A 25,344-nucleotide genomic window follows, 5' to 3' on the forward strand; every position below is an offset into this window, starting at 1 on the left:
TTCCGACTTTTTGTGCGATACTCTTCTCAGACTATGATAAAATAGAGATGATTCGGCAATCGCATTATTACATACAGAAAGAGATTTCAAATGGAAACTTACTACAAAGCCATTAACTGGAATGCCATCGAAGATGTCATCGACAAATCAACTTGGGAAAAGCTGACAGAGCAATTCTGGCTCGATACGCGTATCCCCTTGTCAAATGACCTAGACGACTGGAGAAAACTATCAAACAAAGAAAAAGACTTAGTAGGAAAAGTCTTTGGTGGTTTGACCCTTTTGGATACCATGCAATCTGAAACAGGAGTTCAGGCGCTTCGCTCAGACATCCGTACACCGCATGAGGAAGCTGTTTTCAACAACATCCAGTTTATGGAATCTGTTCACGCAAAATCTTACTCTTCTATCTTTTCAACCTTGAATACCAAGGCTGAAATTGAAGAAATCTTTGAATGGACCAACACTAATCCCTACCTACAAAGAAAAGCAGAAATTATCAATGAAATCTACCTCAATGGTAGCCCACTAGAAAAGAAAGTTGCCAGTGTCTTCCTTGAAACCTTCCTCTTCTACTCTGGTTTCTTCACCCCCCTCTACTATCTCGGTAACAACAAATTGGCCAACGTTGCGGAAATCATCAAACTGATCATTCGTGATGAGTCTGTTCACGGAACTTACATTGGTTACAAATTCCAACTTGGTTTCAATGAATTACCTGAAGAAGAGCAAGAAAAGCTCAAAGAGTGGATGTACGACCTGCTCTATACCCTCTATGAGAACGAAGAAGGTTATACAGAAAGTCTCTATGACGGTGTTGGTTGGACCGAAGAAGTTAAAACCTTCCTTCGTTACAATGCCAATAAGGCTCTTATGAACCTAGGACAAGATCCACTCTTCCCAGATTCAGCTGATGATGTCAACCCAATCGTTATGAACGGTATTTCAACAGGAACTTCTAACCACGACTTCTTCTCTCAAGTCGGAAATGGTTACCTCCTTGGTGAAGTTGAAGCCATGCAAGACGAGGACTACAACTACGGTTTAGACTAATTTGGCCGATCATTCAAAATATCATGGTTTGTTTAAAACAACCATGATATTTTTGTTTTTTGTTTTATTTTGTTTTTTTCTATTTGATTAATTGAGCGTTTTATGGTAAGATAATAATAGTAGAAATCGAGGTGATAAGGATGCTAAAGCAAGAAAAACTAGATAGTATTCTAGAAGCAGTAAACACAAAAGGCACTATTACTGTAAAAGAGATTATGGAGAGTCTTGATGTGTCAGATATGACAGCTCGCCGCTACTTACAAGAATTGGCAGATAAAGATTTGCTGGTTCGTGTGCATGGTGGCGCTGAAAAACTTCGTACAGGTTCTCTCTTAAACAACGAACGCTCAAACGTTGAAAAACAAGGCTTGCAGATTGCTGAAAAACAAGAAATTAGCCGTTTTGCAGGTCATTTGATTGACGAAGGTGAAACCATTTTTATCGGGCCAGGAACAACCTTAGAATGTTTTGCTCGTGAACTCCCAATTGATAATATTCGTGTTGTAACAAACAGTCTTCCAGTTTTTCTCATCCTAAACGAACGAAAACTAACAGATTTGATTTTGATTGGTGGAAATTATCGCTCTATCACTGGAGCTTTTGTGGGAACACTTACCCTGCAGGATTTAGCCAATCTTCAGTTTTCTAAAGCTTTTGTAAGTTGTAATGGTATCAAGGATAAAGCTATTGCTACTTTCAGTGAAGAAGAGGGCGAGGTTCAACGAATCGCCTTGAACAATGCCAATAAAAAATACTTACTGGCAGACCACAGCAAGTTTAATAAGTTTGATTTTTACACTTTCTACAATATCTCAGAGATTGATACCATCGTTTCAGATTCCAAACTGAGTCAGGAAACATTTGAAGATCTATCGAAACAAACAACCATTCTTTTATCAAAACCATAAAAATTCCCCTGCCTTTTGGCGGGGAATTTTTGTTGAATTTTAATCAATAAGTTGTGTCTCAGCTAGTTTCTTGTACCAGTGAGCCGATTTCTTTGGATAGCGCTCCTGAGTCTCAAAATCAACATAGAAGAGACCGTAACGCTTTTCATAGCCATTTGACCAAGAAAAGACATCCATTAGCGACCAGATAAAGTATCCTTTGACATTGGCTCCATCAGAGATTGCAGATGCAATCACTTCCATATGTTTCTTAACATAATCAATCCGCCCATCATCGTAGACTGTCCCATCCACAAACTCATCTTTGTATCCGAGACCATTCTCAGTGATGTAGATTTTTTTGTAATTAGGATAATCTTTCTTCACGCGCATGATTTGGTCATACAAACCTTGAGGGTAGATAATCCAATCCCAATCGGTACGTGGGACATAATCAGGAGCTACACGACGACCAACTCCCTTAATCTGATACTTAGAGCTTCCTTTTTCACCTTTTCCATTGTGGATGATTTCCGTCTCTCCATCAAAGGCTTGCATCCAATCACTCATATAGTAGTTAATTCCTAGGAAGTCGTTCAAGTCTTTTGCAGCTTCTAGGACTGCGAAGTCTTCTTCACGCAAATCTAAGCTTCCACCATTGACTGCTAAGATATGGTTGACACCTTCCATGGTTTCTTCGGAATATCGTCCTAGATAAGTTGCATCCAAAATAAATTTATTGTGAATGATATCTTCTAACTCAGCCGCTCGAACATCTGCTGGATTATCTGGATCCAGAGGATACTTAGTAGGCAGGGCATGAACCACACCAATTTCACCTTTATAACCTTTACCTTTATATAGCTTGACTGCACGCGCATGCGACACCATCATATTGTGATGAGATTGGAAGACTTTGGCAAGGTCGTACTGAATACCTGGAGGGAATTTCCCAACCAAGTATTGACCATCACCAATTGGCCCAATTTCATTAAAGGTTGTCCAATAGTTAACTTCAGGAAATTCTTCAAAACAGAAAGCCGCGTAGTCTACAAAGTGTTCAATGTTTTCACGGTTTAAGAAGTCTCCATTTGAATGTAGAGCTTCTGGCGTGTCAAAGTGATGAAGAGTTACAAAGGGCTCAACATGCCGTTTGTGACATTCTGCAAATAGATTATGATAGAACTCAACCCCCTTGTCATTAACCTTCCCATAACCAGTTGGAAAGATACGTGACCAAGCGATTGAAATACGGATACCATTGACACCATACTCTTCTGCAAGTTTGAGGTCAACTGGGTATTTGTGGTAGAAATCACTGGCTGGTTCAGCAGTGTACCAGTAGTTATCTTTGAGGTATTTGTCCCAGGCAACTGGTCCTTTACCATCGGTATTGGTCGCACCTTCTGCTTGATAGGCTGCTGTTGCCCCGCCAAAAATAAAGTCTTTTGGAAGTGTTTTTGTCATTTGATTCACCTTTCAAGAAATAGAAATGAGATGGAGATAGAGTTGGGAGGAGTTCCGCCATCTCACTTCTTTGCTATTTACATTTTACTCTTCGAACTGCGCTTGAACAAAGGCAAGAGCGCCTTTTCCATCACGAGTCAGTTTAATGTATTGGCCACCTTCTGTCTTGGCAAGTTTGATACCAAGTTTGTCGGTTTCGGCCTTCATGTCTTCAAAGTTTGAAGCAACTTGAGGAGCAAGGATAACCAGATCAAACTCAGGCAACATTTCACGGTGAGCACCATAGCCACCAGCTGCTGCTTTAACAGGAACTTTGTACTCTGCAGCTGCCTTGTTTAGAGCATTTGCAAGGAGACCACTTGTACCTCCTCCTGCACAGAGAACGAGAACATTTGTTTCTTCTGTGATTGTGTTTTGCGCTGCTTCTACACCAGCTTTTTCAAGAATAGCATCTGCTTTGGCAGTATTGAAGTTTGCAGCTACTTTTTCTTTCAATTCATCATTGGCTTTACCAGAACGTTCTTCTTCAAGGATTTGTTCATCATAAACCTTGAGGAATGGATAGTAGATGGCTACGTCAACAAGGATTAACAAAGCAGCAAGTACAAATGACAAGAATTGGAAGTTTGTACCGAGAACAATACCGAGCGGACCTGGTGTTGTCCAAGGAAGGTTGGCAGTAAATGAGTTCATGCCAAGCGTCTCAATGAAGAATTTAAAAATCCATACGTTGGCAATTGGCGCAAAGATGAATGGAATAAAGAAGATTGGGTTCAAGACAAGCGGTGCACCAAACAAGATTGGTTCATTTACACCAAAGAAAGTTGGAACTACTGAAGCACGTCCGATTGCACGGTTACGTTTCGATTTGGTTAACCACATGAACATGAATGGAACAACCAGTGTCGCACCAGTACCACCCATGGTAACGATAAACATTTGTGTACCAGAAGTAAGAATCTTGTCAGCGTGCATACCTTGTTGGAGAAGGTTCAAGTTGACTTCGGCATTTGCATAGGTAATCGCTGCGATAGCAGGTTCAACGATAGATGGACCATGGATACCAACAAACCAGAAGAAGGCAAAGGCACCAAAGATAATGGTAATACCTAGATAGCCATCAGCAGCTGAGAATAATGGTGCAAAGAATTTACCGATTGATTCAGCTACGCTTGCACCAACAAAATGACGAGCTAGTAAATCAAGAGCATAAAGAGAAACCACTGATAGAGTGAATGGAATCACATCTTTAAAGACTTGTGAGATATTTGGTGGAACTTCGTCAGGCATACGAATAGTGACGTTGTTCTTAACACAAACCTTATAGATGGCTACAGTAACAAAGGCAGCAAGGAAGGCCGAAAGCAAACCTTTTGTCCCCAAGAATCCAGTAGCTAGTCCATTTTCGATAGGATCAGCTGCTAACATTAACAAACCAACAATCGCAGCCAAAAGTGTCGACATATAGTTGATTTGGTTGGTTTTCTCCATGCTACGGTTTACTGAGTCGGTCAATGACTTAGCTGTTGTACCAGCTACCAAGAGAGCTAGAATCCCCATTGAATAGCTATAAGGTTTCATGAGGAGATTGACAACATCGTCAGACCATTTAAAGCCCCATGAGTTTGGTACAAAAGCAATCAAGATAAAGATACTTGAGAAGAGAATAACTGGCATTCCAGCAATGAAACCATCTCGAATGGCACGAAGGTAGATATTACGAGACAGTTTTTCAAAGAAAGGCTTTCCTTTCTCGATAAAAGCAATTAATTTATTCATTACTTAACTCCTCTCTTGTAGAGTTCGATTAAATGGTGCATCAAATCTTTTAACAAGATAGTTGTCATCAAGTGATCCTGACCGTGCATCATGGTTACACTATAGGCTAAGTCCTCACCTGAAGCTTCCTTAGTTAATAGACTTGTTTGCGCGTGATGAGCCTCAGCGATGCAACCACCAGCTTCCTCTACGAGAGTATCAGCTTTCGCAAAATCGCCAGCTTCAGCAGCCTTCAAGGCTTCCAATAGTTTTGAACGAGCATCGCCAGCATAGGCTACGATTTCAAAACCTAACAATGTTACTTCTTCTCTATTCATGATAGAATTCTCCTTATGTATTTTTAATTAAATTTTTATGACAATAAACGTTGGATATGTAGAACTAGATAAACTCGTTCACTTTTATACAAATCAAGACCCGTATGTTGCGTAATCACATCATAGATCTTGGAACCAATCTCGAACGCTTTTGGATAGGATTGTTTAATATGATCTTCCATATCCAGAAGTGATTGGTTATCATCTCTAGATCTGTCTAAATAATCCAAGAAATAATTCAAATGAATCATAAAACGATCATAGAAATGATTATTCTCTTTGGTTCGTTGAATTGCATAACCCTTTAGCACTTCTTCGACATTCCTGAGAATTTCTTTCCTCTTATCAATCGACTCAACCACTTGAACTTCATTCTCCCCTTCGGCATTGATGAAATGATAAGCGATCCGAATAATTTCATCCTCAGGGAAATGATCTGTCAACTTCTGACGATAGATTTCAAAGGCTTCCTTTGCGATTTGAAAAGCGAAAGGATACTTAGTGGAAATATCTGGCAGATTACTATCCTTGTACCTTCCTTGTGCTAGAGCTTGGTAAGAGCAGTAAATATGATCTGTCAAGGTTACGTAGAGATACTCTTGAATCGGATAATGATATTTCTTTGATAGCTTATCAATGATTTCATAAGTCACTGTGATAAAATCAAGCGGAACATCTTTGAGGAGAGCCATAAAGTTTTCTCTTGACTCTTCGGTCTTCATCCGAAAGATTTTCTCAACCTGATTTTCAGCAATCAAATCCCCCTTCTTCTTTCCGAATGCAATCCCCTTACCAATTACAATCACCTCTTCTCCTTTGTCATTTCTGACAAGTGAAACATTGTGATTCATTGGATTTAGAATTCGATACATGTCAACCTCCTTTTATATCTTAAAGGTATATGAGTACAAAAAATGACCACAAATGAACTAGAAAATCCTTTGATTTCTAATTCACCTGTGATCATGCCTAATATTACTTAGTAACACTCACCTTGTATTAACTTGTGATTTAAGTATAGCACAAGTCAGTTTTTTTGTAAACCTTTACATTCAACTTTTTTTAAAATTTTTATTTAGATCAATGTTCCTAAGATTAGGGGGGAAACTTATACACGTTCTTTCCATGAAGTCGCTGTTGTTTGAAGAACCTTGTTGAGTTCGTCAATGTTCTCAAATCCAGTTGTACGCAACCACTCACGAGCTGCTGCTTCACCGTCTTTGATGTAGGCTTCAACTGATCCAGCCCAAGTTGCACGGCCACAAAGAACTCCGTTGAAGTTTGCACCTGATTCGTGGGCAAAGACAAGCGTTTCTTGGAAGAGTTTAGCTGATACACCCGCACTCAAGTAGATGTATGGAAGATTTGTTGCTTCGTCTTGCGCTTTGAAGAAAGCTGCCGCTTCTTCACGAGTATGCACGATTTCACCATCGCCAAAGCCTTCAACGTATTTGACGTTGACTGGAACTTCTACTTTCAAGACATCGATGTTAAAGCGTGGGTCTGAGAAGACTTTCATAGCACCAATAACCTTGTGTGGTTTCACTTTTGCGTATTCTGCAGAGCCAGCATCAGCAATTTTTTCATCGTAAGCCAAGATTTCAAGGAAGAATGGAATATCTTCTGCCACACACTCTGAACCGATGCGTTCAATGTAGGCTTGTTTTTCTTGGTTGAGTTCGTCAGCGCTGTCTACGTCATAGTAAAGCAAGAACTTAACAGCGTCTGCACCTTGTTCTTTGATGCGTTTTGCAGACCAAACATCCAAGCAGTCAGGCAAGCGTTTAGTGCTAGTTGTATCGTAGCCAGTTTTCTCATAAGCAAGGAGAAGACCAGCATTTGGATCAAGCGCTTTTGTAGCTGGAAGACCATACTCTGGGTCAAGAAGCATAGAGGATGCGTATTTTGTCAATTCATCTGCAACTAAGACTTTGAGTTCTTCCATTTGAGCCACTGTCGGCTCTTCTGTTTGGTATTGAGCCATAAGGCGTTTCAAAGCACCACGTTGGTCAAAGGCAAGAGCGGAGATAATGCCATTTTCATCTGAAAGTTTTTCTAAGCGTGCACGTTTTTGTTCTGTTAAAGCCATTTTATACCTCTTTTACTATTAATTGATCATATAAAGCTTGATAGTTGGCCATATTGACATGACCTGTCATCTTTTCTTGGGCATTGAGCATACCAAGGACATTGGCCTTGATGAGGAGTTCTTGATCAGATTCCTTATGAAGAAGACCTGAGGAAATCCCTGCCACAGTAGAATCTCCAGATCCAACAGGGTTCACTACCTGAATTCTTGGAATATCAACCTTGTAGAAAGTATCCCCATGCTTTGCAAAAGCACCATTTGCACCAAGTGAAACAATTATCCACTCAATCCCTGCAAATAAAGGCTCTTGAAGAACTTCTTTTAATTCATCCAAATCCTCAGAAACTTCTTTCCCAAGAAGCTGAGACAATTCTTCGTTATTTGGTTTGATTACTGTTGGTTTGTGTGGTGATTCAAGAACTGCCTGAAGTGCTGCACCTGAGCAATCTAGAACAACTGGTTTTCCTTTGCGATTAGCAAGTTCTACTAAGCTTGCATAGTAGTCAACTGGAAGACCTGCTGGCAGGCTACCAGAGATAGCAACTACTTCCACAGTGTCAAGGAGATTTTCGAAATGAGCCAAGAAATCTTGCCCTTCTTGTTCCAGAACTTCGGGACCTTTTTCAAGGATTTCTGTTTGGTTGTCACCGTGCAGAATAGCGATACAGTTACGAGTCTCTCCTTGAATGGAGAAGAAACGTTTCGTTACTTTATCATCGATATGCTCTACCAAAAACTCACCAAGTTTACCACCGACCAAACCAGTAGCAACAACAGAATCACCAAATTCTGAAAGAACTCGTGTAACATTGAGACCTTTACCACCAGCTGTCTTGGTCACGTCCACCACACGGTTGACAGTGTCAATTTTCAATTCATCCAAAGGATAAGAAATATCAATGGATGGATTCATCGTGACTGTTAAAATCATGCGTCACCTCTTAGTCGTGGTATTCACCGCGATCCCATTTTTCAAGGAATTCTGTAAAGAAGTTTGCATCTGCTTGATGAGCATTGTGAGTTTCAACGTGCTCGATTTTCGCAATCAATTTTTTGTTTTCTTCTGATGGTTTGTATTCAGCATTGATGAAAGCTTCAATGATATCACACATGAGCAATTCACCAGTGATTTTACCACCAAAACCAATAACGTTGGCGTTCAATTGTTCTTTTGCGTAAAGAGCTGTTGTCATATCACGAACCAAGGCAGAACGAACTCCTGGGACTTTGTTTACAGCGTTGTTGATACCAACACCAGTACCACAGATACATACCCCAAGATCGGCTTGACCGCTTGTAACAGCTTCACCAACTTTTTTACCAAAGATTGGGTAGTGAGTACGTGTGTGGTCATAAGTACCAAAGTCAATGACTTCATATCCTTTTGATTTCAAAAATTCTGAAACCGCCATTTTTTCATCTGTTACGATGTGGTCACATCCAATTGCAATTCTCATTTTTATCTTACCTTTCTTACTGTAATCTAATTAGCACATTTTGTTCAACATATCAACACGAATTTGGTGACGTCCACCGTCGTATTTACCGTTAACAAAACCTTTAGCAATATTTTTAGCCAATTCATCACCAACAAGTTGTGCACCCATAGTGATCATACGTGAGTTGTTGTGACCACGAGTCATATAAGCTGAACGTTCGTCAGATACTTCTGCAGCAACCATTCCTTTGATTTTTGTTGCAACCATGAAAGGACCAGCACCATAAGCATCAATCACGATACCAAGGTTTTGTTCTTCTTTGTTTACTTCTGCAGCAACAGCAAGAGTCACATCAACAAAGTCTTGACCTTCAGCTGTAACATCCACAACGTGGAAGTTTTCTTTTTCCAAGAAGTCTTTCACAACTTCTTTCAATCTCAAACCTGCAGCATCTGCACCGATAACAATAGACATATTGTATACTCCTTTTTATTATTCTAGGCTAGTAAAGACTTTTATAGTTAGCAGTTTACCTACAAAAGACTTTCTAGCAGTTTAGTGACAAATTTGATTGAATAAGCTGTTCGATAGCTTATCCAAGTCTAGGAAATCAAGTTCCTAGAAACAAACTTTCTCCTCGAAAGAGAATATAACAAGTGATTATTTGTTTGTTACAAACATCATTTGTTGCTTACAAACATAATATACTCCTATTTATAGAAAAAGTCAACAGTAAATGTTTGTTTTTGTGGTTTTTTATCTAAAATATTTCAATATCAAAGCCAATCTGATCTACTTGATCAGGTTCTAGGAGACGAACATTCTTCTTATCTTCTAGATGATTTCCTTCTTCAAGAGATGTTAACAAGCCAGACCATGGTTCAAAAGCAATGAATGGTCCCTTATTCAAAGTTGACCAAATGATGAGATTTGAAAACTCTTGGAAGTGTACTTTTAATCCCTTCTCATGTTTACGAGAACGAAGGGAAATTGTTCTGGATTGCAACTCATCCAAAGTCACTGCATCAACACTAAACAGATCGTAACTGAGGTCCACTTCCTTTTGAGAATGCAACCATGGACTTCTATCTTGGAAATCTAACATTCCAGTTTCTGGGAAAGGACGAGGAACAGAGCAAGTCTCTTCTTTCTCAAACTCTAAATAGTAATCTTCATAAGTTTCGCCATCTAGTAGAGGGCAATTAAAGCCTGGATGTCCTCCTATAAAGAATGGCATTACTTTATTAGTTTCTCTATTGAAAACTTTGTATTGAGTACGGACAGTCTTGCCATTCACTAGATAAGTGATTTCAAGGCGGAAATGATAAGGATAGTTCTGATAAGTATTCTCATCATATTCGATAGCAAAAGATACGCTATTTTCTGTTTGATCAACTAATTTGAATTCATTTTTACGGACCAAACCATGACGAGGAATGCTTCCTTTAGTTTCCGTTCCATCTGCGTGACTATAGATTGCTGTATCCTCTCTCAAAGAACCACAGATTGGAAAAAGTACTGGAGCCTGTCCACTCCAGTAAGTGGCATCTCCTTGCCATAAGTACTCAATGCCATCTCGGTCCTTAATTGACGATAAGGCGCCACCTAAGGTTTTAAACTGGACCGTTAACTGGTCTGATTTGATTTCAATTACCATAATGTTCTCCAACTATTTTTAGTTTTTTATATAAAAAACTAGGTTGCCACTCCCAATGTCGGAAATTGACAACCTAGTTTTCACAATTTACATTTTATAGGAGCGAATTATTTAGCATTTGCTGCGTATTCTTCGTTACGTTTGATCATTTGTTTTCTATACCAAGCAAAGATACCTACATAGAATACAAGGAAGACTGCTGCACCAAGGATTGCTTTGATATCACCTGTTGTAGCATTACCGATTGCCCAACCAAATAGTTTTTCAATTGGTCCTTCAAGAGTTGAGTGAGTAATCAATTGAGATTGGTTCACACCTTCTGGGAAGGCACCTACACCTTTAGCAAGTTCTGTTGCGAATGGTGCGATAAGAGTACCAGAAAGAAGGAAGAGAGGCAACAAGAGTGTTCCGAAGATAATCATACGGAGCAATTTACCACGTGTAACAACCAAGAGAGCTGGAGTCACACCCATGGCGATGATACCTGCAAGTGGCAAGATACCATTTCCGACATTAGAAAGAAGCACTGCTTCAATCAACATGATTGGTGCAAGTACGTTGGCACAAGCCCAGATTTCAGCACGACCAGCGATGAAAGGCCAGTCAAGACCGATGTTGAATTTACGTCCTTGAAGACGTTTAGTAGCAACGTTTGTAATACCTTGTGAAAGTGGTTCTACGGCTGCGATGAACCAAGATCCGATAAGTGAGAAGAGCTCCAAGCAGACACCGGCAGTCAAACCAAGGCTCAACCAACCTTTAATAACAAGTTCCCATTTATCAGCTCCTTCTACACCTGCAACTGGGTGTGGAGTACCCATCAAACCAATAACGATACCAAGAATGAAACCGATGAAGAATTTAGATCCCCAGAAACCGATTTTCTTGTTCAATTTTGCAGCGTCAAAGTCGTATTTATCAAGACCTGGCAATACTTTATCGAAGATCTTATCCAAGACCATGATAACTGGGTTCATCATGTAGTTCATGTGAGTTGAAGTCATTGGTGATGAACTTGGAGCATTAAGAAGGTCGTCGAATGTTGGTTTCATCAAGTCAGAGTTGATGATTTTCAAAACACCTACAAGGACAACTGCTGCAGTTGCGATGAAAAGTGAAACCCCTTGGCTAACACCATTGTTGTCTGCATACCATTTGATCAAAAGACCAGTAATTGATAAGTGCCAGATATCAAAGATATCGACGTCAAGTGTATCTGTTTTCTTCATTGCAAGCATCACAACGTTGACAATCAACATTACAAGCAAGAAATACAGTGTCCAAGCAGATCCCCAAGTGATGGTTGCAAGTGGTGCCCAACCAACGTCAGTGATATTCAATTGAATACCAGTATTTTCAACGAATTTCGCAAGTGATGCTGAGAAAGCTCCGTTGAGCATACCGATGATAGCACCGATACCAGTAAGGGCGATGGCAAGTTTGATACCACCTTCAAGCGCTTTGGAGAATTTCACTCCAAAAAGTAGAGCCAATACTGTCAAGATGATCAGCATGATGATAGGACCACCCATTTCCAAGACTGGCTTGAAAATCTTATTGGCTAGTTCGATAATGACATCCATAATAGTTCCTCCCGTTTTTTTAGTTATATGAATGTTAACAAGATAAAGAATAAATTAGCTTAGTCCGTGTTCTTTGATAGCTGCTTCAATATTGTCAAATACTGGAGTGCTCATCGCTGGAATACGGAACAAGATTGGTCCAGCTTCAATTACTGGAATACCAGGTTCAAAACCAAGGTCAGTTGCAGCGATTGGTGTAAAGATATCATAGCCCTTGATAAGGTCTTCGTTCACATCTTTCACCATGACGGCATCACAGTGAACGTCATAACCACGGTTTGAAAGTTCTTCTTCTAGAGCACTTTTAATTTGGTGACTTGAGTTAACACCTGCACCGCAGGCAGCAAGAATTTTAATCATTTGGATTTCCTCCGATTTTATTTTTTAATAGACAAGATTAAGCGGTTGCTTCAGCAATGTAAGCATAAAGTTTTTCTGGTTCGGAAATTTTTGATAGATCTTCCAGATGTCCATTTCCTGTGAAAAAGTCCATCAACTGAGCCAGAATATTTGTTTGACTTGAACTTGAGTTATTAATGATAAAGAAGAGTAGGGATACTGCTACTTCCTTATCAGGAGCAATCATATTGTGAAAAGTTACCGGTTTTTCTAGTCGAACAACCACCACTTTTTCAGCTAGATTATGAACAATATCTGTATGAGGAATCGCTACATTTGGCAAGTCCTTACCTAGAAATTCCATATCTAAACCAGTTGGAAATGACTTTTCACGCGTGATCAAGGCTTCACGATAAGTTGGAGTGACAATTCCTCGTTCTTCCAACAAGCTTGCTACCTGATCAAAGAGTTGTTCTTGATTATCCGCTTCTAAGCAAAACACCAGGTTTTTGTCAAAGAAATGATCTAATCCCATAACATTTTCCCTTCTTTCAATTATCTTTTATGAAATAAGTATAACACTATATGAAATCGTTGTCAATAATTTTTGTTTTATTTTGTTCATTTTTTTGTAATTTTTGTTTCATTTAAAGAATACAATCAATATCAAACATTCTTGTTATAAAATACACAAAAAAAGAAGGCCCAAGCCTTCTTCTATTTCCTTACTCAATAGTAGATAAAATCTCTTCTAATTTATGGTAATCTTTTACACTATCAATTTCATAGATGCTATTTCCTTCTAATTCTTCGACATAGACATCCAATTCTTTGATATTATCCTTAACCATGTTGTCCCAGTAGAGATCAACAAATTCACCACTTTCGTAAGCTTTGTCAATAAAGCCAACAATCTTCTCAGCAGTTGGTGCATCCCAGAATGAAACTCCGCTCAGAATGCGACCAGCCTTGCTGTCAACAATAATGTCTTGAACCTTGTAGTCATCACCATAAACTAAGAACCACTCGTTGGTACAGTCTTCACGATAAACGCTAAAATAGGTAGAACGTTTAAGATCGTTTCGAAACATATTTTTGAAAAGATAGTTATCTGCATCGATGACATAGCTGTTAGCTAAGTCTTCTTTTACTAGATAAAGTGAGTAAAAGTTATTGTAATCAGCATACTTGTCGTTAAAGACTAAACGGACACCATATTTTTCTTTTAGGTAGTCAAATTGTTCTTTGAGGTAACCGACAACGATGATAATCTCATCAATTCCTCTCTCTTTCAAAAACTCGATTTGGTATTCTACCAAGGGTTTTTGATTAACCTTAACCAAAGCTTTTGGGGTATTTTCAGTCATAGGGCGCAGACGAGTTCCTAAGCCCGCTGCTAAAATAATCGCTTTCACACGAATCTCCTTTATTCTTTAATAATAATATAAACACCAGCCATAACAATAAGTGAAGTGATGATTGTCAGCATATCTAGCGGTGCACCCAAGAAAATAACTGCAAATAAGACAGTCCAAACTACATAGCTCACATTCAAACCTGTCGCTTTCGCAGGTTGTAAGCGATTAATGGCGATATAATAAGCTAAGTAGGAAATCATATCAAAGGCCGCAAAGACAATCAAGAGACCGAATAATTGCCCATCTGCCACTTCTGCAAATGAATGGTGAGAAAAGAGCACAATCACAAGATAGGATAAGAATGAGGTTACTTGTCGGATTAACAAGGCTTCAATTTCACTTAAATCACTTTCCATAGCATAGGAGCTGAGAACACTTTCACTCCCCCAGGCAATGGCACAGATAAGGGCACAAAGAATCCCAATGTAAAACGAGTTAACTTGTTCAACCTTGTAGGTTTGAGCAATGATCGCTGCAATAATCAAGAAAACACCAAATACTGTATTCTTTGAAACCTTGTGTTTCAAAATGAAGAAGGCTAGCAAAACTGAAACTGCTGGGTAAATAGCCGATACAGATGAAGCTAGAGAACTACCGATATATTTAACTGCATAAAGATTGGCCTGCATACCAATAGGTCCTGCTAGTAAAGCACCGATAATTACACTTACATTTCGAATATTTAAGAAAATCGAGAGACGAACTTTTCTTTCTTTTACCAAAAGAAAAGCTAACAAGATAAAGATACTCAAGAAATCATGAGCGGCAGCCACCACAAAAGGTGAAAGATTTGTAAAAATTGAAAAGATATAAGCACTAATTGTTAGACCTAATCCCCAGAAGATACCAGAGAGCAGACCAAAGGAAACACCATTTTTATTCTTCATCCTAACCTCCATAATAAGTCAAACCTTCGACAGCTCTTTGGTAACGATTGACACCGTAATCTCCAAAATCAGCCCCTTGAGCTTCTTTGTACACTGTCCACAAACTCCAGATAGTATCTTGCAAGATTTTATAGATACGAATCTTCTCACGTGATACAGGCGTTTTGACGCTTTCGTAGTAGGAAAGGAAATCATCTTCCTCTTGCTTTGTAAATTCAGATTCTAAGAAAAGAGCTGCCAAATCCCACATCGGGTCATTCATAGAAGAGTATTCCCAGTCAATCAAATACAAACGACCTTGTGGTGACTCGATAAAGTTTTCTGGTACCAAATCGATGTGACAGGACTTTCTATCAACTCCCAAATCAGCCAAACTCTTTTCTAGTGAAAATACATCTTTTCTTACAGCTTCATAGTTTTCATAAGGGATAGGTCCTTCAATCAAGGATTCATATTTGCTGATTTCCTCAAAAGGAGCAAATTCTCCTCTTAATTCTTTCCCTGAAGCATGGATGGTTTGTAAAATTGGTGCAATCTTTTCAAACTTGGACTTAATTGATGTTGAATCAAGAGTTACTGCTGATTCGATGTATTCATTTACTTTGATCCCTGACTCAATATCAAAGAGATAATTTTTGACATCTAAATCTAAATCCTCTAAAAGTTCAAGATTGTACTTTTCATTTTGACGATCGATGAGTTTTTCAGTCCCTTTACCAAAAAATTTCACAATATACTGTTTGTTGGTTGTTTTAACCAAATAGTTTTGGTTGGTCATGCCTCCCAACTGTTCAACACTGAGTACTTCCTCTTCATTAGATAGTAAAGAAGAAATTTTTTCTTTGATGAGTTTTTCCACAATTAACCTCCATCTCCTACACTTCCCACTTAAATACTGTTTTAAAAGCAGTATTAAGGTCTGTAGCAAAGACACGGTGAATGTCCTTGATTTCTCTCACAGGCTCTTCAACATAAAGGATATTCTTCAGACGATTTGCAAACTTTTTGACTTCCATCATTTGAATAGCCTTCTCAAAATCGACGCGTCCTGAACGAGATGAGCCTACTAATAACAATCCTTTTTCCAAAGCATCTCGTGTATTGATATTAACCTTGTATTCACTCACTCCCATCATGAGAATCGTTCCCTGTGGACGAATATAGCGAATCAGATCATTGATAGCTGGTCCTGTGCCATCACCACCGCAACACTCAAATCCATGATCAAAGGTCAAATCCTCTGGGATATTATCCGTGATGTAGCACTCTTTTGCAAAAGAGAAGAGCTCCAGTTTTTCCCAATGGCGACCAATAACGATAATCTCTGCTTCCGGTAGTGTGTAATTAATAATATTGGCAACCACAAAGGCCAAACTACCATCTCCGATAACAGCAATGCGCTCTCTCTTGCTATGAGCAAGATGCAGGAATCGATCCATGGCATGCATACCGACACTTACAAACTCGGTGATGGCAGCAACTGTATCTTCGATATCATTATAAGAAACGACTCGGTCTTTTGGAAGAGAGACAAATTCTCGCATAAAGCCATCATAACCACTAGATAGGAAGTAGGTCCCTGTCATGTAGTTCTCGTAGAACTCCTTGTCACTCTGCATAGGCGGTTGATTGGGAATCATAACTACCTTTTGACCGACTTCATAAGTCCCAGTTGGATCGGAAATAACAGTTCCACAAGACTCGTGAATCATGGCCATTGGAAGCTTTTTAGCCAATATCTTTGGATCGCGTTTCCCTTGATAGTAACGTTGATCCGCATGACAAACCGCCATATAATTTGGACGAATAAGGATATGATTCTCCTGATCAATGTCCTCTTCTTGGTATTTTACATTGATAAACTTTGGTTTTGTCAGTTGATAAATTTGATTAATCATAGCCTTAGTCTTTCTCAATCATGCTTTTCGCGATTTTCAAGTCTGTCACAGTTGTGATTTTAAGATTTGAATATTCCCCTTTAGCTAGAGCAACATCCTTCCCTTTGATAACAAAAATCTTACATGCATCCGTCAGGATTTCCTTTTCTTGGTCAGATAGGGAACCATACAAATCCATGAAATCCTTGCAGCGGAATGTCTGAGGTGTTTGACCTTGATAGAGGTGAGCACGATTTGGAATATCAGTGATAAACTGACCATTAGTACTTTCAACAATGGTATCAACTGCTTCTACTACTGTGTCAACCGCATCATGATTTTGAGCCAGTTTGATATTGTCCTGAATCATGCGAAGTGTGATAAAAGGACGAACAGAGTCATGCGTAATCACGATATCTTCTGGAGTGATTGGACGGTAGGCATCAATAGCTTCTATAATCTTCTCGATACTGGTATTGCGATCAGCACCACCCTTTGTAATGATGATGCGATCCTTGTGAAGAGAAAGATACTTGTCAACCAAGTCCTCAGCATGAGATACCCAATCTCCATGAACTCCAACTACAATTTTTTCAATACTTGGTTCCAAAACAAATTTTTCAATTGTGTGGATCAAAATAGGACGATCACCCAACTCCAAGAATTGTTTTGGTAAATTACTGATTCCCATGCGTGTGCCAGTTCCTCCGGCTAGGATTCCTGCATAGATCATTTATATTCTCCTTTAGTTTATTCTAAAAAACTCATTATCATCTATTATATCACAATCTGCCTCCATCATGAAGAAAAGACAGTGAATCATTTAGTCTAATCAACACACCATTTAAGGTAAAAAGTGAACAATGTGTTACTAAATCCGGAAAGACCATAATAAATCAAGAAATAAAATTAGGTTATCCTCTATATTATCCATTCAACGTTCGGTTAATATAGAGTTCTTTAGAATATAATAGAAACCTTAAAGAAAGCTTAAATGAAATTATTTGTTTAGCAAAGAATACTAGGTGTGCATAGTAAATTTCTTAAAAGTTGTTTGAGAGACTCATTATAAAAGGTCATATATCTCATGAATTAAACAAATAATAGACTTTTGCCCCTAAAATTGATAAAATAAAAAGGAAAATAATAGAAAAAGGAAACTGTAAACCGCCATGATGAACATGCAAAACATGATGCGCCAAGCACAAAAACTTCAAAAACAAATGGAACAAAGCCAAGCAGAACTCGCTGCCATGGAATTTGTTGGAAAATCAGCTCAGGACCTTGTCCAAGCAACTTTGACTGGAGACAAAAAAGTTGTCAGCATTGACTTCAACCCAGCAGTTGTAGATCCAGAAGATCTCGAAACACTTTCTGACATGACTGCTCAGGCGATTAACGCTGCTCTTGAACAAATTGATGAAACGACTAAGAAGAAACTAGGTGCTTTCGCTGGAAAATTGCCTTTCTAATCCACAAAAAAAGAGAAACAGATGTTTCTCTTTTTTTCTTAGAAATCAAAGAATTCCATTGCTTTCTTTAAGAGTAATTCCGTATATTCCGGATCGTCTTGAGCCATTGTGACTTGTGACTGGACCATTTCAAGATCATCAGTAATCATGCCATCTGCACCGAGACGAACTGCTTTATCAAATGCCTCCGAACCATTTACGGTCCAAACATAGAGTCTCTGATCAGTTGTCCAGAGTTTATTGACAAAGTATTCATCCAAAGTTGAGTACTCCATAGTATAACCCGTTGCCTTGGTTCTTGGGAAGATACTGTTATAGGGGAGAATGAAGTAAACTGGAATTTCAGAATCATAAGTCAACACTTTATCAATCACATGGTAGTCTAGTGATTGCATCTGATGTCCATATTTCTTGATAGTCGCTCCATACTTTTCGAGGAAATGGTCCATCATTTGCGGACTATCTTTTTTACTGGTCTTAATCTCAATCAGCAATTTTTGGTTTAAAGCATTTGCACGCCCTAAATAGGCATCAAAGCTTGAAATCTTTGTTTGATAACCATTCTCGTAAATATCTGTATTTGTTAATTCATCCAGAGTCAAATCTTGCGGTGTAGCATTAATACCTGTTAAATTTTTGAGGTTAGCATCGTGCATCATCACGAACTGACCGTCTTTCGTTTCCTGCACATCCATTTCTATAAGATCTGGTTTTAGTTGAGCTGTTTTTTCTAAAGACTGCACAGTATTTTGAACACCGTTTTTATTACTTACTCCTCTGTGCGAAATCACTAAAGGTGTATTGGTATCCGGAGATTCCAGATAAACGTAGCCTTCTATGGCAAAGATGATGCTTGCACACCCCATGACACCCCATCTCATCAGATGATCTTTCTTTCGCCTTGGCATGATCTCCAACTCCTCTCCTGTAAGGAAGGAAACAAACTTCACTAGGAAATAAGTCAGAGTCATGTAATGGAAATTTTTAATCAAGACAAAATTAATCACACCGAGAATCAAGGACTCTTTTTGAGTTAGATTATCCATCACTGCTTGCGCAAAAAGCAAAGGAATTAACAAACCAAAGAAGAAGAGATAGGTTTTAATGATAATGAGTAAGAGATGCCAAGAGAAGAAAAGGACATTTTTCTTTGTCTTTTGGAGACTATATTTCACACTTTCTCTTACTGTCTTTCTTTCAAAGAGAATCTTAGGGAGGGCAAACATAAATCGGACAGAAATATAGAGAAATATCCAAGCGGATGCTATGATCATCAGACCTACCAGCCAATGCTTACCTTCCCAATAATTCACAATAAAATCAGGAATAATAATCTTGTTGAGGTAGTAGATTTTTAAAATCTTACGGATGAACGGGAAAAGCAAAGCAATGTAAAAAAAGACAAAGGCCATCTTACAAAAGCTCAATCGCTTAACGAATAGAAAGCTCTGGTGAAATACTTTTCTACTGTACTCAATTAAAGTTCTCTTTTCATGATAGAGAAGGTGACGAGCACCGATAAACAAAAGACAAATCTGGAAATAGGCAACCAGGAGATTGATTGCAATTAAGATGAGAAAGGCTAAACTGATAAAAGGCGAGCCTTGTATAATCGCCCAAAAGTTATTGTAGGAGATAAACAAATAACCGGTTTGTCTCAGAAGGATGCCAGCAATCCACGAATTTAATGGTAGCCAGACAAACTCAACCATCATAAATATCAAGAAAAATAGAAATAAAATCTTATCTAGGTTATAGTATATCTTCCTAAAACCTAGCTTCTTAGGTTTTTCAGGTTTCATAGGCACTCCTAGTCTAAAAATTGGGATAAATCTAAGCCACCGAAAGGATTATTCATCGAAAAACTACTCTGGTCTTCTATTAATAGCTTTCCTTCATCCGCTTCCAAAAAAGCTTCGTAAACACGCGCCGTCATGCGGGCGTCCTCTAAACTATTATGAGACTTCCCGTGAAAGCCTAAAAAATTCGCTACAGTTTGTAATTTAAGATTGGCTATGCCGTGTAGATCAGAACTACGGCGTTCAAAAGCCTCCTCATATAGATCAACCTTATACTGGTCACGATAATCAATACCATGCTCCAAAAGAATAGGCAAATCACTCTTAGCCGCATTGTAACCAACAATAGGTAAGTCGCCAACAAATTCTTGAAAGTCCTTTAAAACTTGTTCTACCTTTGGCGCATCTTTCAAGGTTTCAGCTGTGATTCCAGTCAAACCATTGATAAAACTCTTCAATGGGGCTGTAGTATAAACATAAGAGTCAAAAGCAGCACATTCTTGCCCATCTTGAAAATGGACTGCTGATACTTGAATTAAATGGGTAACCCCCTCGTGTTGATTGAATTCCAAATCAAAGGCGATATAATCTCTTAATTTTTCCATTATTTACCTCAATTACTACCCAAAATAAACTATAAATAATAAAAGAAGCCATTAGGTTAGTGAGTAACCCAAACAGCTTCTTTATTTTCCTCCAAAAAGGCGAGCAAAAAAGCCTTTTTTGGTTGCTTGGACTTCTTCTTTTGCTTGGTCCAACTCGAGTTTCAAGGTTTCTTGATCCTTCATCGCTTGAAGAGTTAACTGTTGCTGTTGGTCCAACTGTTTGTCCTTTTCAGCAATCTGTCGGTCTTTGATACGCATCTGTTCATCTTTTTCTGATAACTGGCGGTCTTTTGCCTTGAGCTGCTCGTACAAACGAAGAATTTCAGCATTTTTCTCATCGACCAAGATTTCCATCAGTTCACGTTGTTTAACATCATCACTGACTGGTTCATCTTCAAAAATCGTTTTTTTGTAGATTTCCTCTAGCTTGATCAAGCCACTTCGAGTAACTACAGTTACACCTTTGTCATTTTTTTTCGTGTCCTCTTCTGGAAGTTCTTTGACACGATTGTTGATTGCTTGACGGGATAGTCCTAAGACCTCTGCAATCTCACTGACGGTCATTTTAATACTCATAATATCCTCTGAAACGTTTTCTAGCTTTTCTTTATTTAAATCTTATCATAAGCTAGATAAACTGTCAAATTTCCGCTTAATCTAAAGCCTTTAAAAAGGCTAGTAAGACTTGGGCAGAACGACGTCCAGCTTCGATAATAAACTCATCAAAAGAGATAGAGGCTTCGTGATTAGCATTGTCACTCATGGCACGAATGACTAGGAAAGGTAGGCCAAGAGCCTGAGTTGCTTGTGCAATGGCAGCCCCTTCCATTTCAACTGCTAAAACATCAGGGAAGTGGGATTTGATACTAGTAATCTTATCATCCCCAGCTATAAAGCTATCTCCTGTAGCAATCAAGCCTAGGTGCCAGTTCTGTTCTAACTGAGATAAGTTTTCTTTAATCCTAGCGATAAATTTCTTATCTGATTCAAAGTAAAGAGGTTGACCAGCCATTTGGCCATAAGCATAACCAAAAGCAGTCACATCCACATCATGGTAAGCTAGTCTATCTGCAATCACGACATCACCAACAGCAATCCCTTCGGCAAGAGCACCTGCTGATCCTGTATTGATGATAGCTTCTACCTGAAAATGGTCAGCTAGAATAGCTACACTCATAGCCGACATGACCTTTCCAATCCCACTCTGAACTAGAACGACTTCAGTATTGCCAACAGAGCCTGTGTAGTAGGTATTTCCCAAGACCTGAACTTCTTGAGCTTTGTCCAAATTCTGAGTCAAATATACGAGTTCTTCTGGCATGGCAGCAATGATTCCAATTTTCATTTCAAGTCCTTTCAATTACAAGAGTTTCATCGCTAAAATTAACAAAATCAAAAGTAGGATAACTGCAAACAAGATGCGATTGAGTTTTGAATTAAAAACATTTCTCTTGGTATTCTCAATGCGGCGACTCTTATGAATCGTTGGCTCTACTTCGATTGTTAAGGTATCTTGACTAAAACCGTGGTCTCTAGAACGTGAATAACCAAAATGTTGTGAAGACGTTGGTAGGATCTTTGTTTCCTCATCATCTTTAAGAGGTGGTCCTGATATTTTCTCACCACGGTTGGCACGTTCAATCATTTCGTCTGTTAATAAAGGTTTTCCCATGGGTTTCTCCTCTATTTCTTTTGTAGTTCCCAGTACTGGATAGCCATAATGGTCTTGGCATCACAGATATGACCTGACTGGATCAGGTTCTTGGCTTCCTCTAGGCTTACTTCTAAAACTTCCAAAGTTTCAGCATCATCTTGTGGGCGAGGATTTTCCACCTTGACCAAATCACTACCGAGGTAGAGTTTTAGTTTTTCATTACAAAATCCAATCGCAGAATAGAAATCGTACAACAGTTCTAACTTAGCTGTGTAGGCAACTTCTTCTTCCAATTCACGAAGGGCCGCCGCCATTGGATCAGCATTTTCACCAACTTCAAGTTTACCTGCAGGAATCTCATAAGAAACCGCCTCGATAGCCTTTCGGTATTGCTTAACGAGAACGATTTTGTCCTCCGCTGTCACAGCTAGAACACAAACAGCTCCATTGTGAAAAATCAAATCACGTTGGGCAGTACCCTTTCCTTCTGGCAGTTCCACCTGATCTTGAACTAGTTTGAAAATAGGACCTTGATAGATTTCCTTCCGACTAATCGTTTTTTCTTCAAATTCCATGACAAACTCCTACTGGTTCTTGGGATGATGAGGGAGGCGAGTCGCATATTCATCTTTGTTGACCTGACGTCCACGGCCGATAGCAATGGCATCAGCAGGAACATTCTTGGTAATGGTTGAACCCGCTCCAACCAGAGAATTATCCCCAAGTTCTACAGGAGCAATAATAGTTGAGTTTGATCCAACAAAGACATTATTGCCAATGACAGTTTTGTATTTATTTTTGCCATCGTAGTTGACTGTAATAGTTCCTGCACCGAAATTAACGTTGCTACCCACTTCACAATTTCCAATATAAGTCAAATGACCCGCCTTGGTATTTTCACCGATTGAAGATCCTTTTACTTCAACAAAATTTCCAATGTGAACTTGAGCAGCCAGACTTGAACCTGGACGAATATGGGCATAAGGACCAACTGTCACACCGTCCGCAACACTACTTTCCTCAATCATAGAGTTGGTAATCACAGCTCCAGATCCAATGGTGCTATCTACAATATAAGTTCCATTTGTTAAAATAGTCTCCGCACCAATCTTCGTTTGACCTTTTAAGATAACGTTGGCTTCGATTTGGACTTCGGGAGCAATCTCAACATCAATGTCGATGTAAGTTGCTTCAGGATTGACAAAGCTAACACCATTAACCATATGCTTTTGGTTGATACGGCGACGCATAACTGCTTCTGCAGTCGCAAGAGCTACACGGTCATTTACCCCGAGGCTTTCATCAAAATCCTTGAGAGTATAGGCCCCAACCTTCTCACCCGCATTACGGAAAATACCAATCACGTCAGTAATATAGTACTCACCTTGGGCATTGTTGGTGTTGATGTTTTTAAGGGCTTCAAAAAGACGTTCATTGTCAAATACATAAGTTCCTGTATTGATTTCCTTGATTTGTTTTTCAAAGTCTGTGGCATCTTTCTGCTCAACAATACGAAGAACCTCAGCATTATCGTTACGGACGATACGACCATACCCAAAAGGATCAGAAGCTTCAGCTGTTAAAATCGTCGCCACATTTTTGTGATTGATATGGAAATCCAAGAGGTTTTTCAAGCTTTCACCTGTAATCAGAGGAGTATCCCCAGCAATAACCAAGGTGTGGCCAGTACTATTTTGGAGAATAGGCTCTGCCATCATGACAGCATGCCCAGTTCCTAGTTGTTCTGATTGGGTAACAAAGTCTGTCTGACCAGCTAATACTTGCTCAACTAGCTCTGCCTTGTGACCAACTACAGTAACTGTTTTTTCAGGTTGAATAGCACCAACACTACGAAAAACATGTTCCAACATCGAAATTCCAGCTACTTTATGAAGTACCTTTGGAAGATCTGATTTCATGCGAGTACCTTTACCCGCTGCTAGAATAATGGCATAATTTGACATAATCTTCTCTTTTCTCTAGAAATTCCCTTATATTATACCATAATTTAGTTTCTTAGGAGTAAACAAACAGAGAAATAGGGAAAAGACGCTCATATATTCACTTTTTCCGATGTTTTCTTTGATTTTTTTATCTATTTACGTTAAACTATTTAAATATGAGAAAAAAGATTCATCCAGCTATTATTTTTACTTTATTTACTATATTTATAGCTATTTTGATCCTCAATAGACCAACTTATGAAGACCATCCTGTCAAGTCAAAACCCAATGCAATCCAGGTTGAAAATCAGGCCTTGCATAATCTTGACAAACCTATTATTGACGTCTCTGGCTGGCAAAGACCTGAGGAAATCAACTACGATACCTTATCTCAAAATATTTCAGGTGTTATTGTTCGCGTCCACAATGGGGCTCAACATACTGAAAAAAATGATGCCGCTTATGCCAATGGTATTGATAAAGCCTATAAAAGTCATATTACAGAATTTCAAAAGCGTAATGTCCCAGTTGGAGTCTATGCCTATCTAGCTAGCCCCAGCAAGGAAGAAATGGAAAAAGCCGCTGAAGTTTTCTATAATGCTGCTTCTCCATACAACCCTAGTTACTATTGGCTCGATGTTGAAGAAAAAACAATGTCCGATATGAACGAAGGTGTTGAGGCCTTTCGTGCTAAACTGGAATCTTTAGGTGCTAAAAACATCGGCATCTATATTGGAGTTTACTTCATGCAAGAACACAGTATCAATACAGATAAGTTTACTGCTATTTGGATTCCTTCCTACGGGACAGACTCTGGTTACTTTGAAACAACACCCAATACCAGTTTAGACTACGACCTCCATCAGTATACTTCAAAAGGAAGAATTGCTGGATTTGAGCATCATTTAGATATTAATCTCATTTCTACCTTGAAGGAAAAAGAAGAAACCTTCAGAAAACTATTTTTAAGACCATAAGACAAGTGAAATTGCTCTCTTTTCCACTTGTCTTTTTATTTTCTTCTCGTCTGTGTTATAATTAATTGAATAGAGAAAGAATTTTATGAAATTGAGGATTTT

The 25,344-nt window shown here is 38.9% G+C and carries 28 protein-coding genes; 4 read left to right on the forward strand and 24 right to left on the reverse strand.

Annotated features, from left to right (window positions below; all coding sequences use genetic code 11):
- The first annotated feature begins 90 nt into the window (after positions 1-90).
- Complete coding sequence (gene nrdF, locus KX728_RS05130) at positions 91-1,053, forward strand: class 1b ribonucleoside-diphosphate reductase subunit beta (RefSeq protein ID WP_000451378.1); 963 nt, start codon at positions 91-93, stop codon at positions 1,051-1,053.
- 140 nt (positions 1,054-1,193) lie between these two features.
- Complete coding sequence (locus KX728_RS05135; RefSeq protein WP_042902319.1) at positions 1,194-1,961, forward strand: DeoR/GlpR family DNA-binding transcription regulator; 768 nt, start codon at positions 1,194-1,196, stop codon at positions 1,959-1,961.
- A gap of 39 nt (positions 1,962-2,000) precedes the next feature.
- Here KX728_RS05135 and lacG read toward each other — a convergent pair whose 3' ends face one another.
- From lacG to KX728_RS05220, 17 genes are all read right to left on the reverse strand, one after another.
- Positions 2,001-3,407, reverse strand: coding sequence for a 6-phospho-beta-galactosidase (lacG, locus tag KX728_RS05140; RefSeq protein WP_049484411.1), 1,407 nt, complete (start codon positions 3,405-3,407; stop codon positions 2,001-2,003).
- 84 nt (positions 3,408-3,491) lie between these two features.
- Positions 3,492-5,186 carry a lactose-specific PTS transporter subunit EIIC gene (locus tag KX728_RS05145; RefSeq protein ID WP_001037310.1) on the reverse strand — a complete coding sequence of 565 codons (1,695 nt, stop codon included), beginning with the start codon at positions 5,184-5,186 and terminating at the stop codon, positions 3,492-3,494.
- A complete protein-coding gene (locus KX728_RS05150) occupies positions 5,186-5,503 on the reverse strand; it encodes a PTS lactose/cellobiose transporter subunit IIA (protein ID WP_001078328.1) in 318 nt (105 codons plus the stop codon). Before KX728_RS05150 ends, KX728_RS05145 begins: the two co-directional genes overlap by 1 nt.
- Positions 5,504-5,538: 35 nt before the next feature.
- A complete protein-coding gene (locus KX728_RS05155; protein ID WP_101799987.1) occupies positions 5,539-6,375 on the reverse strand; it encodes a PRD domain-containing protein in 837 nt (278 codons plus the stop codon).
- Between the two features lie 236 nt (positions 6,376-6,611).
- Positions 6,612-7,592: a tagatose-bisphosphate aldolase gene (lacD, locus tag KX728_RS05160; protein WP_001229130.1), complete on the reverse strand. Its 981-nt coding sequence runs from the start codon at positions 7,590-7,592 to the stop codon at positions 6,612-6,614.
- A gap of 1 nt (position 7,593) precedes the next feature.
- Positions 7,594-8,523 (reverse strand): tagatose-6-phosphate kinase, encoded by a 930-nt coding sequence (locus KX728_RS05165; protein ID WP_000604299.1) that lies wholly within the window; start codon positions 8,521-8,523, stop codon positions 7,594-7,596.
- 10 nt (positions 8,524-8,533) lie between these two features.
- Complete coding sequence (gene lacB / locus KX728_RS05170; RefSeq protein ID WP_001216921.1) at positions 8,534-9,049, reverse strand: galactose-6-phosphate isomerase subunit LacB; 516 nt, start codon at positions 9,047-9,049, stop codon at positions 8,534-8,536.
- Between the two features lie 30 nt (positions 9,050-9,079).
- Entirely contained in the window at positions 9,080-9,505 is a 426-nt protein-coding gene (gene lacA, locus KX728_RS05175; RefSeq protein WP_000029277.1) for a galactose-6-phosphate isomerase subunit LacA, read from the reverse strand.
- A 286-nt stretch (positions 9,506-9,791) separates the two neighbouring features.
- Entirely contained in the window at positions 9,792-10,688 is an 897-nt protein-coding gene (locus tag KX728_RS05180; protein ID WP_215804632.1) for an aldose 1-epimerase family protein, read from the reverse strand.
- 107 nt (positions 10,689-10,795) lie between these two features.
- Complete coding sequence (locus tag KX728_RS05185) at positions 10,796-12,271, reverse strand: PTS galactitol transporter subunit IIC (protein WP_125415866.1); 1,476 nt, start codon at positions 12,269-12,271, stop codon at positions 10,796-10,798.
- A gap of 54 nt (positions 12,272-12,325) precedes the next feature.
- Positions 12,326-12,631, reverse strand: coding sequence for a PTS sugar transporter subunit IIB (locus tag KX728_RS05190; RefSeq protein ID WP_125391036.1), 306 nt, complete (start codon positions 12,629-12,631; stop codon positions 12,326-12,328).
- A 37-nt stretch (positions 12,632-12,668) separates the two neighbouring features.
- The gene (locus KX728_RS05195) at positions 12,669-13,145 is read right to left on the reverse strand and encodes a PTS sugar transporter subunit IIA (protein ID WP_042902325.1); all 477 of its coding nucleotides are present in this window, start codon (positions 13,143-13,145) and stop codon (positions 12,669-12,671) included.
- A gap of 190 nt (positions 13,146-13,335) precedes the next feature.
- On the reverse strand, positions 13,336-14,025 hold the full coding sequence (locus KX728_RS05200) for a sugar phosphate nucleotidyltransferase (RefSeq protein WP_000643950.1): 690 nt from the start codon (positions 14,023-14,025) through the stop codon (positions 13,336-13,338).
- Positions 14,026-14,036: 11 nt separating this feature from the next.
- Positions 14,037-14,915 (reverse strand): DMT family transporter, encoded by an 879-nt coding sequence (locus KX728_RS05205; protein ID WP_000791842.1) that lies wholly within the window; start codon positions 14,913-14,915, stop codon positions 14,037-14,039.
- 1 nt (position 14,916) lies between these two features.
- A complete protein-coding gene (locus tag KX728_RS05210; protein WP_215804631.1) occupies positions 14,917-15,774 on the reverse strand; it encodes a phosphotransferase family protein in 858 nt (285 codons plus the stop codon).
- Positions 15,775-15,790: 16 nt separating this feature from the next.
- Positions 15,791-16,813: a ribitol-5-phosphate dehydrogenase gene (locus KX728_RS05215; protein ID WP_000609901.1), complete on the reverse strand. Its 1,023-nt coding sequence runs from the start codon at positions 16,811-16,813 to the stop codon at positions 15,791-15,793.
- A 4-nt stretch (positions 16,814-16,817) separates the two neighbouring features.
- Positions 16,818-17,525, reverse strand: coding sequence for an IspD/TarI family cytidylyltransferase (locus KX728_RS05220; protein ID WP_000638514.1), 708 nt, complete (start codon positions 17,523-17,525; stop codon positions 16,818-16,820).
- A 439-nt stretch (positions 17,526-17,964) separates the two neighbouring features.
- On the opposite strand from KX728_RS05220, the gene KX728_RS05225 reads away from it, so the two are divergent.
- Positions 17,965-18,264 carry a YbaB/EbfC family nucleoid-associated protein gene (locus KX728_RS05225; RefSeq protein ID WP_000981515.1) on the forward strand — a complete coding sequence of 100 codons (300 nt, stop codon included), beginning with the start codon at positions 17,965-17,967 and terminating at the stop codon, positions 18,262-18,264.
- Positions 18,265-18,302: 38 nt separating this feature from the next.
- Here KX728_RS05225 and KX728_RS05230 read toward each other — a convergent pair whose 3' ends face one another.
- From KX728_RS05230 to glmU, 7 genes are all read right to left on the reverse strand, one after another.
- Entirely contained in the window at positions 18,303-20,066 is a 1,764-nt protein-coding gene (locus KX728_RS05230) for a glycerophosphoryl diester phosphodiesterase membrane domain-containing protein (protein ID WP_215804630.1), read from the reverse strand.
- A gap of 8 nt (positions 20,067-20,074) precedes the next feature.
- Positions 20,075-20,668, reverse strand: coding sequence for a 3'-5' exonuclease (locus KX728_RS05235; protein ID WP_215804629.1), 594 nt, complete (start codon positions 20,666-20,668; stop codon positions 20,075-20,077).
- 81 nt (positions 20,669-20,749) lie between these two features.
- Entirely contained in the window at positions 20,750-21,244 is a 495-nt protein-coding gene (gene rocS / locus KX728_RS05240) for a chromosome segregation protein RocS (RefSeq protein ID WP_219108602.1), read from the reverse strand.
- Positions 21,245-21,320: 76 nt separating this feature from the next.
- Positions 21,321-22,013: a 5'-methylthioadenosine/adenosylhomocysteine nucleosidase gene (locus KX728_RS05245; protein WP_215804628.1), complete on the reverse strand. Its 693-nt coding sequence runs from the start codon at positions 22,011-22,013 to the stop codon at positions 21,321-21,323.
- A 15-nt stretch (positions 22,014-22,028) separates the two neighbouring features.
- On the reverse strand, positions 22,029-22,340 hold the full coding sequence (gene macP, locus KX728_RS05250) for a cell wall synthase accessory phosphoprotein MacP (protein WP_000517860.1): 312 nt from the start codon (positions 22,338-22,340) through the stop codon (positions 22,029-22,031).
- An 11-nt stretch (positions 22,341-22,351) separates the two neighbouring features.
- Entirely contained in the window at positions 22,352-22,897 is a 546-nt protein-coding gene (locus tag KX728_RS05255; RefSeq protein WP_215804627.1) for an NUDIX hydrolase, read from the reverse strand.
- A gap of 9 nt (positions 22,898-22,906) precedes the next feature.
- On the reverse strand, positions 22,907-24,286 hold the full coding sequence (glmU, locus tag KX728_RS05260) for a bifunctional UDP-N-acetylglucosamine diphosphorylase/glucosamine-1-phosphate N-acetyltransferase GlmU (RefSeq protein WP_215804626.1): 1,380 nt from the start codon (positions 24,284-24,286) through the stop codon (positions 22,907-22,909).
- Positions 24,287-24,441: 155 nt separating this feature from the next.
- On the opposite strand from glmU, the gene KX728_RS05265 reads away from it, so the two are divergent.
- Positions 24,442-25,242 (forward strand): glycoside hydrolase family 25 protein, encoded by an 801-nt coding sequence (locus KX728_RS05265; RefSeq protein ID WP_001227572.1) that lies wholly within the window; start codon positions 24,442-24,444, stop codon positions 25,240-25,242.
- Positions 25,243-25,344: the final 102 nt, after the last annotated feature.

Origin of the sequence: Streptococcus oralis (genome assembly GCF_019334565.1) — a bacterium.
In the GTDB taxonomy this organism is placed as follows: Bacteria; Bacillota; Bacilli; order Lactobacillales; family Streptococcaceae; genus Streptococcus; species Streptococcus oralis_CR.